This is a genomic window from Mycolicibacterium novocastrense (genome assembly GCF_001499835.1).
GTDB classification, from domain to species: domain Bacteria; phylum Actinomycetota; class Actinomycetes; order Mycobacteriales; family Mycobacteriaceae; genus Mycobacterium; species Mycobacterium novocastrense.
In genome coordinates this window covers 37092-51236 of the sequence record NZ_LQIH01000003.1, presented here as the reverse complement: position 1 = coordinate 51236, position 14145 = coordinate 37092, and the positions used below count along the sequence as shown (strand labels likewise).

General features: G+C 63.5%; 14 protein-coding genes. 9 read left to right on the top strand and 5 right to left on the bottom strand.

Features of this window, described 5'->3' with window-relative positions; all coding sequences use genetic code 11:
* The first annotated feature begins 195 nt into the window (after positions 1–195).
* Positions 196–345 carry a hypothetical protein gene (locus AU072_RS03885; RefSeq protein ID WP_197696874.1) on the top strand — a complete coding sequence of 50 codons (150 nt, stop codon included), beginning with the start codon at positions 196–198 and terminating at the stop codon, positions 343–345.
* Positions 346–495: 150 nt separating this feature from the next.
* On the opposite strand, the gene AU072_RS27465 is transcribed toward AU072_RS03885, so the two are convergent.
* Together AU072_RS27465 and AU072_RS03875 are read right to left on the bottom strand one after the other, a co-directional pair.
* A complete protein-coding gene (locus AU072_RS27465) occupies positions 496–1062 on the bottom strand; it encodes an RES family NAD+ phosphorylase (protein WP_082681036.1) in 567 nt (188 codons plus the stop codon).
* Positions 1059–1409 carry an MbcA/ParS/Xre antitoxin family protein gene (locus AU072_RS03875; RefSeq protein WP_066850065.1) on the bottom strand — a complete coding sequence of 117 codons (351 nt, stop codon included), beginning with the start codon at positions 1407–1409 and terminating at the stop codon, positions 1059–1061. The genes AU072_RS27465 and AU072_RS03875 overlap by 4 nt, the downstream gene beginning before the upstream one ends.
* 108 nt (positions 1410–1517) lie before the next feature.
* Between AU072_RS03875 and AU072_RS03870 the strand changes: the two genes are divergently transcribed.
* The 4 genes from AU072_RS03870 to AU072_RS03855 all read left to right on the top strand — a co-directional run bounded on the left by AU072_RS03870 (position 1518) and on the right by AU072_RS03855 (position 7986).
* A complete protein-coding gene (locus AU072_RS03870) occupies positions 1518–2756 on the top strand; it encodes a hypothetical protein (RefSeq protein ID WP_064412555.1) in 1239 nt (412 codons plus the stop codon).
* 477 nt (positions 2757–3233) lie between these two features.
* A complete protein-coding gene (locus tag AU072_RS03865; protein ID WP_231987876.1) occupies positions 3234–3506 on the top strand; it encodes a hypothetical protein in 273 nt (90 codons plus the stop codon).
* A gap of 138 nt (positions 3507–3644) precedes the next feature.
* Positions 3645–4409: a Hachiman antiphage defense system protein HamA gene (locus AU072_RS03860; RefSeq protein ID WP_064412554.1), complete on the top strand. Its 765-nt coding sequence runs from the start codon at positions 3645–3647 to the stop codon at positions 4407–4409.
* Complete coding sequence (locus AU072_RS03855) at positions 4399–7986, top strand: DEAD/DEAH box helicase (RefSeq protein ID WP_064416755.1); 3588 nt, start codon at positions 4399–4401, stop codon at positions 7984–7986. The genes AU072_RS03860 and AU072_RS03855 overlap by 11 nt, the downstream gene beginning before the upstream one ends.
* Positions 7987–8263: 277 nt before the next feature.
* Here the strand turns inward: AU072_RS03855 and AU072_RS03850 are convergent, their stop codons facing one another.
* From AU072_RS03850 to AU072_RS03845, 3 genes are all read right to left on the bottom strand, one after another.
* A complete protein-coding gene (locus tag AU072_RS03850) occupies positions 8264–8980 on the bottom strand; it encodes a dihydrofolate reductase family protein (protein ID WP_066850046.1) in 717 nt (238 codons plus the stop codon).
* Positions 8981–9468: 488 nt separating this feature from the next.
* Positions 9469–9876, bottom strand: coding sequence for a four-helix bundle copper-binding protein (locus AU072_RS28525; protein ID WP_064416756.1), 408 nt, complete (start codon positions 9874–9876; stop codon positions 9469–9471).
* A gap of 806 nt (positions 9877–10682) precedes the next feature.
* Complete coding sequence (locus AU072_RS03845; protein WP_006246584.1) at positions 10683–11072, bottom strand: heavy metal-responsive transcriptional regulator; 390 nt, start codon at positions 11070–11072, stop codon at positions 10683–10685.
* Between the two features lie 105 nt (positions 11073–11177).
* Here AU072_RS03845 and merA point away from each other — a divergent pair, with 105 nt between their 5' ends.
* Genes merA through AU072_RS03825 form a run of 4 tightly spaced genes read left to right on the top strand, consistent with a single transcriptional unit; the run spans position 11178 to position 14145 of the window.
* On the top strand, positions 11178–12602 hold the full coding sequence (merA, locus tag AU072_RS03840) for a mercury(II) reductase (RefSeq protein WP_006246583.1): 1425 nt from the start codon (positions 11178–11180) through the stop codon (positions 12600–12602).
* A gap of 37 nt (positions 12603–12639) precedes the next feature.
* On the top strand, positions 12640–13299 hold the full coding sequence (gene merB, locus AU072_RS03835) for an organomercurial lyase MerB (RefSeq protein WP_006246582.1): 660 nt from the start codon (positions 12640–12642) through the stop codon (positions 13297–13299).
* A 31-nt stretch (positions 13300–13330) separates the two neighbouring features.
* Entirely contained in the window at positions 13331–13624 is a 294-nt protein-coding gene (locus tag AU072_RS03830; protein ID WP_006246581.1) for a mercuric ion transporter MerT, read from the top strand.
* Positions 13621–14145, top strand: coding sequence for a TlpA family protein disulfide reductase (locus AU072_RS03825; RefSeq protein WP_064412552.1), 525 nt, complete (start codon positions 13621–13623; stop codon positions 14143–14145). The genes AU072_RS03830 and AU072_RS03825 overlap by 4 nt, the downstream gene beginning before the upstream one ends.

The following is a 14145-nucleotide window of genomic DNA, read 5'->3' as shown; positions in this document are numbered from 1 at the left end:
CAGACTTGCCAACCGCATCAGAGCAGATAGCTGCGCCGTACGCGATCAGGCAGTGGACTGTCGGGCATACACGCGAGCCGGGCACATCCAAATGCACAAGCCGTCCGCCGCTCTGAGCACCACCGTTCGAGCCGCTCAACGCGGGGAGTCACATAAGATGGGGTCAAACGGAACGCCGACTAGGATCAGCAGTCGATGAACGCGTGGATCGAATCACTACTCGACGTCGAAGATATGCGCCGGCGCTGCGCTGCTCATGACCAGTGGGCGTCGAAGCACCCAGAGGCGGTGGCGCTCGCCGAATCGTGGGCTGACCAGAACCTCGAGGAACTGACGCGTGCATAACCCCTGAGCGTCGGGACGAACCGACGCGCGTCTCCTCGCCGGAGCGTGAAGTACGTTACATGGGTTTGTTTAGTCAATGGGACTTAAGACGCGCCAACAGCTTTGTGTCACAACGCGTTCAAATGTTGCGCGGGGTGTGCGCGAGGTGACTCAATCGCTCACGATGGACAAGCGCGCAGGTTCGGTACCGGGCCGCGGTGGGAGTTGACTCCACTGCTGCCGATCCACAACCACCGGAAGTTCGACAATGCTGACGCGCTGACGGAACAGAGCAAGCGTTTCACCCAGGCCAGTCGCCGCTGGCGCTATTATCCCGTGGTACTCGAGCTGATGAGCTGTCGCGGCGACGCGCTGACAGGCTCTGTAATCTCCTACCGGCGAAGCGATGTCATCGTCGTCCAAACCAGTTTCCCCACGCGCATAAGCCGAGCGCAGGTCGAGGACGTTCTCGACCTCCACTTGCACTCGATATAAGACACGCGGCTTCACTAAATGTGCCGGCACACCGGCGTCATCCACGAGGTGCCGATACGCCTCTTCGACACAGCTGTCGAGCGGCCTGCCCAAATATATGACTGGAAACGACTCGCCCCAGCGACCAGCGTATCCACCCGCGAACGCATCACGATCAGGTGCGGCGTGGCGCAGGAATTCGCCGGCAACGTCGACGCCACCAACTCCGGCGACCCGCTCCGTCAGCGTTCTGGGCCGGTTCATCGTTTAGGACCACCGGCCAGTCGGTCGATGGCGTCTAGTACCTCAGTGAACCGACCGTCCCTCAACAGCTCTAGCGGGGATCGGCCGCCGAGGCTTCGTTGGCGGGAGTGTAGCCAGATCTCGATCCCTTCGTCTTCATAGACATCTGCTAGTCCTTCGATCACGTACTTGAGCTCAAGGAGGCGCTCCCTCGATTCGCCCTCCGGCCTACTCTTGCCGGCCGCCCAATTCTGAACCGCCCGCTCGCTGACACCGGTGACCCCGCCGATCTCACTAACTGTCAGCCCTCGACGCGCGTCAGCCACAACCCTGGTGTAGACGAGGGACTGCGCCTTGCCAGCGGCCATGTTCATACTTCTCCTCAGAATTCATGCTAGATTTCACTCTGCACTTCGCACTATAGTACGTATAAAGATCCCGATCAACAGGAAAAAACACTGGATAGGAGGGCAGCGGTGAACCTCTTCGTGCGCGCCGGCCGATCCGACAACCTCGTTGTCGACGAACTTCTGGCGCCGGCCACTGCGGGCGTGCCTTTTGGTGGGCGCAGCGTGCCGATGCGCGGTCTCGTCATCGACGCACCGACCGCCGTCGCACAGCCAGCGCTGCGCCAGGCCGCCGAGGGCGCTGGCTTGCCGATCATCGTCGACCCTCTAACCCATCTGTTTCAGGACGAGCAGGTCCCTAATAAGGGCTGGGCTGCGCTCGATTACGCCGACGCTAAGGCATTTTCAGCTGACCATTTCTTTGAGGAGACAGCACTGGGCACGCTGGTGCAGAAATCGCTTGCCTTTCAGCTTGAGCATGGCGCGTCGATTCTGGTGCCCCCGTACTTCTACGCGAAATCTCCAACAGATCCCTGGTTTCGGGTTCAGCTCGCCGCCAACAGGAAAGCCGCGGAATACCTTACAGGTGAACGAATCAACCTCCCAGTCGCACCGATCTTCGTCGGTAGCTTAAAAAGCTTTGGGGCTCAAAGGTATTGGGATACTGGCGTCGATGAATTCCTACGCAGCCTGGCCGATCTCAACGTCCGGTATGTGCCGGTAGCCCTGTCTTCTAGCCGTGCCCTAAATGGTGATACCGAGGACAGGCTCGGCGCGTATTTGGCCACCGTACGACATGTAGGCGCCGCAGTTCCGGTCATCGCTTGGCGTCAGGGGCAATATGGTCTTGCGGCGGTCGCCGCCGGTGCAGTGGGGTACCAGACGGGACCCGGTATTGACGAGCGGTGCGACTTTGCACAGCTTTCCCGTGCGCGGCGACCGAAGCCGCCACCCAAGGAGAAGAAAGAACTGAAGATGCCCCGGCACATCTACCTGAGCCGCTTTGGTCGCAGCGTATCTGGCCGCGTTGCCCAAGCCCTGATAGATAACGGCCATCTCCGGGGAACTCTCACATGCACGGAGCCCACCTGCTGTCCGAACGGGGCGTCCAGCATGACGACCGACTGGCGCCAACATGCCGTCCGATCACGCGCACGCGAGCTTGATGAGCTCAATCGCATGCCCGATGCAAGCTGGCGGCTCAATCACGTCGCACGCCTTGCTGAGCGGGCAGCCGACGTCGCCCGCTCAGCTAACGAGATCCTAGCCAAGTCGGACATCAAGGAGAGAGTCCCCGAGTCGAGTTTTCGGGCGCTAACTACAGTGGCTGATGCAATTCGCGTTCAGAGCGACCGTCGCGCCGGATAAGAACTCGAGCTAGATCACTCGAAGGAAAGGCCAGCTCACTGGCCATCAGCATCTTGCAAAGCCAGCAGGCGTGCGCCGAAGCCCCGGTTGCGATCCGTGTGCACGTCGCCTCCCATACCTGCGGCGAGGCATCGAGCAGATCGCGATCAACTCGCCAGCCTAACGCCGGATCGGATCCCAACAGCGAGCACCTTCAAGGGCCCGCTCGCCATAAGACCAACCAAGTCAAAGCGAGCCGGCGGATGGGCCTCCATCGATCCGACACCTGCAACCGCTGTCGCGTACCTGGAGAAACGACGACAGGGAAACCCGTCGGAACACTGCGGTCCCATGCGAAGGTACTGGTATGACAACATTCGTCATCGATGCAGCGGCGGCCATCGACCTCGCCCCGGGCGGAGCGACCATTCCACCACAACACAGCCTGGCGGCTCCCACACTGCTGCGTCGTCAGACGCTCGCCCTCGTGCACGAACGGTGCACCGCGGCGAGATCGACGAACCGAGCGGTCGGAACGTTCTCGACGACCGTGGGCTGCGGATCCGGCTCCTCGGCGACCGAGCACTGCAGGACCACGCATGGCGGACAGCCGCCCAACTGAACTGGCCGGATACCTACCGGGCCGAGTACATCGCACTGACCCAGCTGCAGGCGGACGCGCTGGCCGCCGCGGACACGAAACTCGCCGCCGCGGCACGCGCATTCGTCGAAACCGTGTCCCCGGGCCGACATCCTGCGGCCGTACAGTGACGGAACACCCTCGTGCCACTCAATCCCTGGACGATCCGGGCTGCCTCTACGGGTTGATGTCAGATAATCCAATGAAAAGCGGGGCGGGCTCTGTTCATATCGCCCACGCCGAGCACGACGGCAACGCGGAGCAACCATGTGACTGACTTCGAGAGCTGGTGTCAGCCAGCGGCATTCGTGAAAGTCAAGAAGCACACCGCGGGTATGCTGCTGTCAAACGACGACTCAGTGGGCGTCGATGCTGTCGCGGCCACCTTGGCGGAGAAGTACGCGGAAACCGAGACTCTTGCGCTCATCGCCGAGAAGCTGGGCAAGCAGGAGGTCGCAAAGTTTCTTCGGCATAGGTTTCCCACCAAGGCGAATGCGCGGTCGGGCGATATGGGGGAGATCCTCGCAACGGCGTTTGTTCATGAAGACCATGACTACGTTGTCGGCCCGAGCCGACTCATCCACCGCGACCATCAAGAGTGGGCAATGCGCGGAGACGACGTTCTCGGGGCTTTCGTCGACGCTCAGTCTCGCGTACACCTGGTGAAAGTCGAAGCGAAAAGCGGAGTTTCGATCACCGAGAAGGTCGTGAAGGATGCTCGCGAAGGGCTACAGCGAACCGACGGTCTACCTTCGCCGCACTCACTCACTCACTTCGCGGAACGGCTTCTCGGTACCCCGGACGACGCGCTGGGTGAGGCGGTGTTAAGACTGCAGCTGGTCGAGGGAGTACGACCCGGTGCAATGACTCACGTGATGTTCTTGTTCACGGCGAGTGACCCGAGCCAGCTCGTCCAGAATGACCTCACCGCCTACAACGGCATGATCAAGCAGCTAGCGATGACGCTGAGAGTCAACGCCCACCAAGACTTCATCCGCACCGCCTACGAGAAGGCGCTGGCCGATGACACGTGATGCCAGCGCCCTCGCGGCGAGCGTGCAAGAGGCGACCGCCCCTGAATTCCGTCGGCGGCTTCTAGCCAGAGGGCAGGCGCAGTCCATGATCCGGCGCGACGGGATACTGCCCGAAGACGCGCCCCAGTTCGGCGCCAATCTCGATGACGACCTGCTCAGTTACGGTTACGCGCTGATCGCGACGAGTCTTCAACTCCTGGAAGCGGGCGACCCAGAGAACAGCGACGGCGTTCCGACAGCGCAGGAGCGGCAACAACAGGCGCAGACTGGTTTCATCGAAGCGTCCTATGCACTGGAGGCTGCAACCCGCAACGCCGAACCCGACGAAGGAATGGCCTTCCACCGCCTGATCGCCGGGGCTGCAAGCCATTTGGCCGGTTATGCGGCACGCGCCTTTTCCCTGATGCAAACAAGCATCGACTCCGGACGACTAACGCCGATGGAACACACACTCGCCGATCTCGTCCTTCGCAACCTCACGCAGATCGAGACGCGCGCGATTGCCCTACGGTCGTCTGCCGAACTCACAGACGGGGCACTCCTCGACGCCCTACAGACGCAAAGCTTCGACGATCCCACTGACGACGACGAGAAGCCGGAAACGACACCTACTTCCGAGGCAACGACGAGTAGCGATGCGAGTGGTGTGGGACCCATCGCACTGCTGCTCAGCGAGCATTACCTTTCAGCTGTCTCCAGCGCACTGTTCGCCCTCGCGTACAACCAGACAAACATGCTGCAGGCAGCACTGGCGGATCTCGCGACCGGTGAACAAGCATCGCAAGAGATTAGTGTTCCGGGGCCCTGGTGGGTGTACCGGCTTACACGGCGCCTGTTCGGTGACCTCGGGCAGACCAGTATCAGGGCCAATATCCCTGTCCCGCGCCCACCAGCGGCGACCGCATCGGACGAGACGCCCGGAACCGGCGAAATCGACTGGGACCATCTCCGCAGAACATTTGTATCAGCGTTGTTCGCACGAGGGCAGTCCGAAATCGACTTGTGGCCATCGCAATTGCACGTGGTGCAACGCATCTTCGAAGACACCAAGGATCTCGTCGTTGCCCTGCCCACCAGCGCCGGCAAGACACGCATCGCTGAGTTGTGCATCCTCGCTTGCCTGGCCCAAGGGCGTCGAGTCGTGTATGTCACGCCGTTGCGTGCCCTGTCCGCTCAGACCGAACGAGTTCTAGAGCGGACGTTTACCCCGTTGGGCGCCGAAGTCTCGACTCTGTACGGGAGCATGGGCGTCAGCGACGTCGACGAAGACGCGCTGCGATCAAGCCAGATCGTCGTGGCGACGCCCGAGAAGCTCGATTTCGCGTTGCGCTCGGACCGGACCGTCCTCGACGACGTCGGACTGGTCGTCCTCGACGAGGGACATATGATCGGGCCATCAGACCGCGAAGTCCGGTACGAGGCTCAGGTCCAGCGCCTGATCAGGCGCGCCGACGCCGACACGCGGCGCATCGTCTGCCTTTCCGCGGTTTTCCCTTCCGGCCCAGATCTCGACGACTTTGTCGCATGGGTGACAGACGACGAGCCCGACGGACTCCACCGCGAAAACTGGAGACCCACTCGCCAGCGCTTCGGGCTCGTCGAATGGCTAACCGACCACGCCCGCCTTGCGATGACCTTCGAACAAGAACAGTCCTTCATTCCCCGTTACATCGAAGCGAAGACACCGAGTGGCGGCAAACGTAGAAATCCGTTCCCGCATGACAACCGTGAACTCGTCATCGCGACCGCGTGGCGGCTGGTGGAAGAAGGGCAGACGGTCCTCATTTTCTGTCCGCAGAGAAACTCGGTTGAGCCATACGCACGTGAGATCCTTAAACTCCGTGGCCAGGGGTTCATTGACTCAGTCCTTCCGTCGGAGGTCGATCTTGACGAGGCGCTCGCAATCGGCGCCGAGTGGTTCGGTGCCGACCATCCGATCCTGGGATGTCTCAGGGTCGGTGTCGCCATCCACCATGGGGCACTGCCCGGGCCGTTCCGCCGCGAGGTCGAACGACTTCTGCACCGCGGAGTGATCAAGGTGACCGTCGCCTCTCCCACCCTGGCCCAGGGACTGAACCTGTCCGCATCGGTCGTGCTCTTTCACGGCATCCGCCGAGGGCGAGCTCTGCTCACGGGGTCCGAATTCGCCAACGTCATAGGGCGGGCTGGTCGAGCGTTCGTCGACACCGAGGGCTTGGTGCTCTACCCCCGCTACGAGCCGACCCCACGCCATCGACGCGAATGGTTCGACCTGACTGTCGGAGACGCCGGCAAGTCGTTGCGTTCAGGGCTGATCACCGTGGCGGAAAACCTAGTCCGGCGGATGCACGCAGCGGCAGGCTCTCCTCAGCTGCAAACCTTCATCGACTACCTCACCGGAGGGGTCGACTGGGCCTTCCCTGTCATCCTTGGTGAGGACACCGAGGTGCGCGACACTGCCGAGCAGACGTGGTCCTCAAGCCTGGCCCTGCTTGACACCGCGCTGCTTAGCATCGGTGGCGAAGACGAGTCTGATCCAGATGAAGTGACGCAACTCATCGCTGATGCGCTGCGGGATTCCCTGTGGGAGCGTCAGCTCAATCGACTCGAGAATCAGCAGGCGGCCAACGCATTACGCGAACTCGTGAGCAGCCGCGCCCGATTTGTGTGGAGCAACTCAACGGCGGCTCAGCGCCGCGGCTGGTACCTCGCGGGGCTGGGTGCGGCGTCTGGGTACGAGCTTGGACTAGCCGCAGCTCGAGTCGTTGAACTGATCTTTCACGCTGAGAACGCGATCGAAAAGAACGACACCGACGCTGCGGTAGGCAACCTTCTCGAGATCGCTACGATCCTCTTTGCCGTGAGCGAGTTCAAGCCCGAGACGTCGCTCATATGGCAGCCGGTCCTTGTTCACTGGCTGAGCGGAGCGCCTCTGGGTCTTCTCGGTGAGGATCCTGTCGAAGTTGCGCAGTTCATCGAAGCAGACGTCGTGTACCGACTTGTTTGGGGTATGGAGGCCGCCCGCGTTTACGAGACTGCTCACGAAAATATAGTCGCCACAGCGCTTACCGGTACCGCTCTGACGGCCATCGAGACTGGAACGTTCAACCGGTCGGCATCGGTGCTCATCCGGTCCGGGTTCGACCACCGCGCCGCGGCGATCGCTGCGGTAACCGACTCCGAGGCGACCTTCAGCTCATCGTCCGAGATGCGCGACTGGATCCGAGAGTTAGACCCAGACCTCACCGAATCACCGGACTGGCCAACCGTTGAGTCGCACGCCGCGTGGAAGCAGTTTGTGAACCGCGCCGACCGCCTGCGCTCGAATAGTTGGGCACTCCATGTCGAGAGCGTTGAGGAAGTTGCTTGGCGCAGTACTATCCCAGAGGCGGGTGCGTGGTTGCGCGTAACAGACGCTGGTCCGGGCAGGATCGCTCTGTGGTCCACAGGATTTGACGCTCTAGGCGAAGCGATGGTCGACATCAATCCACATCGGCAGGGCGTTCTGCACGCCCGTCGGCTATCGGGTTCTTCAGGAATTAAATTGCACTACCGAGGTCCGCGAGATCTCCTCGCCCCGACCCATCGCAGTAGCTGACGACAAAAATCTAGAAGCACAGCAGAGCGCTCTGTCCAGAACGGTAAAGACTATCCGCCGAGGTAGGGGTCAGTCCTGACTAATTTATCCTGCCTTCCAGGCCACTTCACAGTATCAATACTTTAGAACACACTCGCGCAAGCTGCGCAGCAATATATCGGTAGGTCTCACAGACGTTTCGAGCGGCTCGCGTCCCAATCCAGTTGCCGCCCAGCGCATCCTGAGCGCATGGATAATCTCTATTATCCATGAGACGCCGCATTCAACGACTTTGTGGTTACACAATGTTGCGAACGAATGTGGTTCCGCTATTCGCTGTGAATCCGGACAGCCGCGGCGAACATTCCGCCCTTGTTGTGAATGAACACCAGGCTGCCGCCTTCCTGAATTGTCGAAATGGTGTGAATCCGCCGTGGTTACCCGGCGGCCTGCGCACCAAACGACAGCAGCCGAAGACTTTGGCCGATCCTCGGGCCCTATGCCACCGGGCGCAGAGGAACTCCCGATTGACCGCCGAGTCGACCAGCACCCACTTTGAGCGCACCGGCAGCACCCGCAAACCCGCGCCCAGCGAACACGGCGCGTAGTTGACGATCATCTCGTCGACGGGTCCGGCCGAGACGAACTGCGCGGCGATGTGACCGCCACCCACCACCACCCCAGACGTCCTTACCCGACCAGACGTCCTTACCCGACGCCGCGGACACCCAGCTTGGGATGCAACTCGGGTGACGTCGCCGTCGAACGTCTGCACCGAATGCCCGTCGGCGACGATGTCAGGTCGTCGCGTCAGCACCCATGACAGCTGCTCGTGCATCCACGGGCCCGGATGGATGGCGATGATCCGCTCTTGGATCGCCGATCCCATCACCACCGTGCCGATGGTCGCGATGAACTCGTCGTAGTTGAATGGCCCCGTCTGGTCGACATCACGAGAGGTCAACCAGTCCAGGTTGTCGGCCTCGTCGACGATGTAGCCGTCGAGGTCAACCACTCACAGTTTTGGCTCGCCGGCTCACCGACAGAACGCTGGGACGGCAATGCATGCGCCTGGTGACTCGACCTGGTAGGACGGCGGCAACATCAAGACGACGGTCTCGCAGCTTCGTACTGCAGGCTACATTCCGGCGTAATCCGCGTCAGCCACCAGCCGTCTGCCGGCATGTGGACAAGGTACCCCACACTCGGGGCTTTCCATATCGGCGCATTAGTGCGCGGTTGTTGCGCCCGGCCCTGCAGATTGATTCGGTGTTGGGCTGTCGGCTCGACAAGACCACCTGCCATTACCGCACTGACGGCAACGCAGTGTATGTCTGCACTCGTAGCCGGGACGGCGCTGATGACAAACTCCCTCCAACTGGTTGTGTCATGCGTGAAACGCTTAGGCCATCGCAGCAAGGACTCCGTAGCGCGTATCCATGGAACGCATGCCCGACCGGGTGAGCTGCCCAGCTGTCGTGCCGGCGCTGTCGTGTTGCCGCGTCAACCCAGTGACGTCAGCAGCTCCCGACATGCTTGCTCACACGCCCGGCATGCCTCTGCGCAGATCCGGCAGTGCTCGTGGTGGCCGGCATGGCTTTCACACTCGTCACCACAGGAACGGCAGGCCGAGGCGCACGCTTCGAGGATCGCGGTGGTGAGGTTCGCGTCATACCCTGTGTGTCGGGACAAGACGCGCAACGTGGTAGCGCACATGTCGGCGCAGTCGAGGTTCGTACGAACGCACTTGGTCAGCTCCTGCACTGAATCCTCACTCAGACAGGCGTCAGCACAAGTGGTGCAAGCTTGCGCGCAGTCACCGCATGCGTCGATACACTTCGCCAGCGCCGCCCGATCGACCTCACCGAGGTCTTGAGGGTAGGTCTCCAGCATTCTCGCTGCGCTGCTCATTAATTCTCCTCCGATCCATCGCAACAGTTGTGCCGAACGCGTCAACGTAGGGCACCAGCCGCATACCCAACGATCTACGGTTGAACCCCGTAGAGATGAATCGCGGACAGATAAGTCATGTGCGGATGGCTCGCCGTCGCTACAGACGGGCCGGCACCGTGCCGCCTCAATCCATGTGCCGGTCGGGCGTCGCGTGGTCGTCGGCGTAGGCCCCGATGACTTCGTTAGTATCACCACGGTTATGCAAAAACTGGTCGCCTAACACTTCTGGCGAAGCTGTCGAGGGCCGCAACGAGCATTGCCGCCGCCAGCCGTGTATGCGGTTTCGAGCTTCGGGCCGCCTCGTCAGCGAGCTGACAGGCGTAAGGAAGTGCCGCCGCTAGCGATGAGTCAGAGTCAGAATCGTGAAAGTGGTACGTGGCCGCGTACTGGTTGAGATCAAGCTGTCGACTACGGGATCGCCACTGCAATCACAAAAATGGCTCGAGAGGAAAGGGCGACGGTACCTCACAACTCCCGACACACCGGGTGCCCGCGCCGGAGACCAGCTCCATCCAGTGGGCGGTCTCCCCTACTGCCCAATTAGTTGTCACCCACCTGGCCACAGCGAGCCGCGGCCCAACGACGCATGCAAATGGCCATGAGAAGCACACGACTCCGCCATTAATGCGCAGCTGAAGTCGGTACAGTCGACTAGGCTGGCTGTGTCAACCCGATCTGGGACCACGATGACGGCCTGACTGGGACCCACCTGGCACCGGCTAATCACGCCCTTGGTCTCGGTGGTCACTGCCGAGTGGCGAGGGCTATAGGTATCTGCAGACCTGATCGGGGCTACAGGTTTCGGGCTCTGGGAGGGCTGCATCGTCGCGGAGCGCAGCCACGTTGTCGCGAAGTGTTGTGAGGTCGGCGATCTGCGCGTCGATGTCGGCAAGGCGCGCGTCCAGCAGGTCACGTACGTGGCCGCAGGGAGCTTGGCCGTGGTCGCGGATGTCGAGGATCTGCTTGATCTGGGCGAGGGTGAGCCCGGCCGCTTGGCCGCGGTGGACGAAGTCGATCCGGCTGACCGCGTCGGGGGTGTAGTCGCGGTAGCCGGCCGGTGTGCGTTCGGCCGGGGGCAGCAGCCCTTGCTCTTCGTAGAACCGCAGAGTCTTGGTGGTCGTGCCTGCCGCCTCGGCGAGTTCTCCGATCCGCATCCCGGCCTCCATCGTGTCGCAGGTCTCGCTTGACCTTCCCCTTTACTGGAAGGTCCAGTATCGCTGCATCAGGAGCGTTTCCCAACAGTTCTGGGAGGAATCGGGATGCAGACCAGGTACGACCTCGCGATCATCGGATCCGGCGGCGGTGCGTTCGCGGCGGCCATTCGTGCGACCTCTCTGGGCAAGTCGGTGGTGATGGTCGAGCGTGGCACGTTCGGCGGCACGTGTGTGAACACCGGCTGCGTGCCGTCGAAGGCACTGATCGCAGCCGCGGAGGCCCGGCACGTGGCCGCGGACGCGCCGACCCGGTTCCCGGGCATCGCCAGCGTCGCGGGCGCGGTGGACATGCCGGCCCTGATCGGCGGAAAGCAGGATCTCGTCGAGGCCCTGCGGGGTGAGAAGTACGTCGACGTCGCCGACTCCTACGGTTGGCAGGTCCGCCGCGGCAACGCCGCGTTCGCCGGCACTCCGGATTCGCCCCTGCTCGAGGTCGCCGCGGCGGATGGCAGCGTCGAGACCATCGAGGCAGCGCAGTACCTGGTGGCCACCGGGTCCCGTCCCTGGGCCCCGCCGATCCAAGGGTTGGAGGAGGCCGGGTACCTGACCTCGACTACGGCGATGGAGTTGACCGAGGTCCCCGACTCGCTGCTGGTGCTCGGTGGTGGCTACGTGGCCCTGGAGCAGGCGCAGCTGTTCGCCCGGCTCGGGTCGACGGTGACCCTGCTGGTTCGGTCCCGGCTCGCGTCGAAGGAGGAGTCGGAGGTCTCCAAGGCGCTGCAGGAGGTCTTCGCCGATGAGGGCATCCGGGTGGTCCGCCGAGCGGTCCCGACCCGCGTGACCCGCGACGCCGCCACCGGCCAGGTGGTGGTGACCGCGGACGTCTCCGGTGGCGCGCAGGAGTTCCGCGCCGACGAGGTTCTGGTCGCTCTCGGCCGCCGACCGGTGACCGACGGGCTCAACCTCGACGCGGTCGAGGTGAAGACTGGCGAGGTCGGCGAGATCGTGGTCACCGACCAGCTGCAGTCCTCCAACCCGCGGATCTGGGCGGCCGGTGACGTGACCGGGCACCCCGAGTTCGTCTATGTCGCCGCCCACCACGGCACCGTGGTCGCCGAGAACGCCTTCACCGACGCCGAGCGGTCGGTGGACTACATGCGGCTGCCCCGGGTCACGTTCACCAGTCCCGCGATCGGCGCAGTCGGGATGACTGAGGCCCAAGTCCTCGCGGCCGGGATCCGCTGCGACTGCCGGGTGCTCCCGCTGGAATACGTGCCGCGAACGCTGGTCAACCGGGACACCCGCGGCTTCATCAAGATGGTCGCCAACGCCGACACCGGCGAGATCCTCGGCCTGACCGCGGTCGCCAAGGACGCCGGCGAACTGGCCGCCGCGGGCGTCCACATCATCGGCAAGACCATCGCCGAGGTCGCCGACGCCTGGGCGCCTTACCTGACCATGACCGAGGGCATCCGGATCGTCGCGAAGGCCTTCACCACCGACGTCTCCAAGCTCTCCTGCTGCGCCTGACCCGCACCCACCCCACTCAACGAAGGAGGCATCCGCGATGTCGGACCTCAGCACCCAACTGCCCCAACGACTCACCCGACCCGAGGAGACCGGCCTTGACGCCGGCCTGCTGATCCCGCTGCTGCGGCTGCTCGTCGACGGCGACCCCGTCACCGTCGAGCAACTCGCCGCGGCTGCGAGCCGCACCCTCGATGACGTACGGCGCGGTCTCGCGGCGGTGCCGGACACCGAGTACGACGATCAGGGCCGGATCATCGGCCAGGGCCTCACCCTGCGCCCCACCCCGCACCGGTTCACCGTGGCCGGTGAGGAGCTCTACACCTGGTGTGCGCTGGACACGCTGATCTTCCCCGCCCTGCTGGACCGCCCGGCAAAGGTGGAGTCGGCCTCCCCGGTCAGCGGCGAGCCGGTTCGGGTCAACGTCGACCCCACAGAAGGTGCAACCAGCGTCGATCCGCCCACCGCGGTGGTGTCGCTGGTGAACCCGGAGCAGATCACCTCGATCCGTTCCTCCTTCTGCAACCAGGTGCACTACTTCACCTCCCCCGAGGACGCCGCGGGCTGGCTGGCCGAGCACCCCGGCGCGGAGGTGGTCCCGGTGGCCGAGGCGTGCCGGATCGGGGCCGCCCTCGCCACCGGCCTGCTCAACCGCCTCCAGGCGCCCGCCGCGGCCGACGACAGCCACAGCTGCTGCTGACCCATACCCACTGAAGGGAATGAGAACACCGATGATGTCCAACCACGACGATCGCCCGGGAGGCAGCGGCCTGCTCCTCGGAGCCGGCGCCGCGCTGCTCATGGTCGCCTGTTGCGCCCTGCTCCCCATCCTCATCGCCGGTGGCGCGATCGCCGGTATCGGCGCGTTCCTCCGCAACCCGTGGGTCATCGGCGCCGGGATCGCCCTGGCGATCCTCGCGCTGATTGCCATCTCCCGCCGCGGCGGCGGCACCGCCGGCCACGGCTGCTGCCCGCCCATGCCCACCAACGAAAACGTCGACCCGAAGGACGAGCAGAACCGATGAGAATCACCCGCCGCCACCACGCCGCGCTCTCGATCGCCGCCGTACTCGCCGCCGGATCGCTGACCCTGACCGCCTGCGGCAACAGTGCCGACCCCGCGACCGCCGGTTCCGGTTCACCCGCCACCGTGACCAGCGTCGATGGCCAGCAGATCAGCCTGCCCGCCAACGGGAAGCCCACCGCGGTGTTCTTCTTCTCCGTCGGGTGCGGCGAATGCGTCAACGGCGTCCGGTCCCTCGGCGAGGCCGCCACCACCGCCGAGAACGCCGGCACCGTGGCAAGCTTCCTCGCCGTCGACATGGACCCCGGCGAATCCAAGGCCCTGATCGGCGGCTTCATGGAGTCCGTCGACGCCGAACACGTACCGGCCGCAATCGACGATGGCGCGGCACTCTCCCGGCGATTCGAGGTGGCCGCTCTGTCCACCCTGATCGTCGTCGACGCCGACGGCACGGTGACCTTCCGCGCCACCGACCCCGACGCCGCGACGATCACCGCCGAACTGGCAAAGGCCGGAGCCTGA

Bases quoted from the DNA above. Each gene is read 5' to 3' on its own strand.
- AU072_RS03885 (WP_197696874.1), top strand. From the start codon at position 196: ATGAACGCGTGGATCGAATCACTACTCGACGTCGAAGATATGCGCCGG.
- AU072_RS27465 (WP_082681036.1), bottom strand. From the start codon at position 1,062: ATGAACCGGCCCAGAACGCTGACGGAGCGGGTCGCCGGAGTTGGTGGC.
- AU072_RS03875 (WP_066850065.1), bottom strand. From the start codon at position 1,409: ATGGCCGCTGGCAAGGCGCAGTCCCTCGTCTACACCAGGGTTGTGGCT.
- AU072_RS03855 (WP_064416755.1), top strand. From the start codon at position 4,399: ATGACACGTGATGCCAGCGCCCTCGCGGCGAGCGTGCAAGAGGCGACC.
- AU072_RS28525 (WP_064416756.1), bottom strand. From the start codon at position 9,876: ATGAGCAGCGCAGCGAGAATGCTGGAGACCTACCCTCAAGACCTCGGT.
- AU072_RS03845 (WP_006246584.1), bottom strand. From the start codon at position 11,072: ATGCGGATCGGAGAACTCGCCGAGGCGGCAGGCACGACCACCAAGACT.
- merA (WP_006246583.1), top strand. From the start codon at position 11,178: ATGCAGACCAGGTACGACCTCGCGATCATCGGATCCGGCGGCGGTGCG.
- merB (WP_006246582.1), top strand. From the start codon at position 12,640: ATGTCGGACCTCAGCACCCAACTGCCCCAACGACTCACCCGACCCGAG.
- AU072_RS03830 (WP_006246581.1), top strand. From the start codon at position 13,331: ATGATGTCCAACCACGACGATCGCCCGGGAGGCAGCGGCCTGCTCCTC.
- AU072_RS03825 (WP_064412552.1), top strand. From the start codon at position 13,621: ATGAGAATCACCCGCCGCCACCACGCCGCGCTCTCGATCGCCGCCGTA.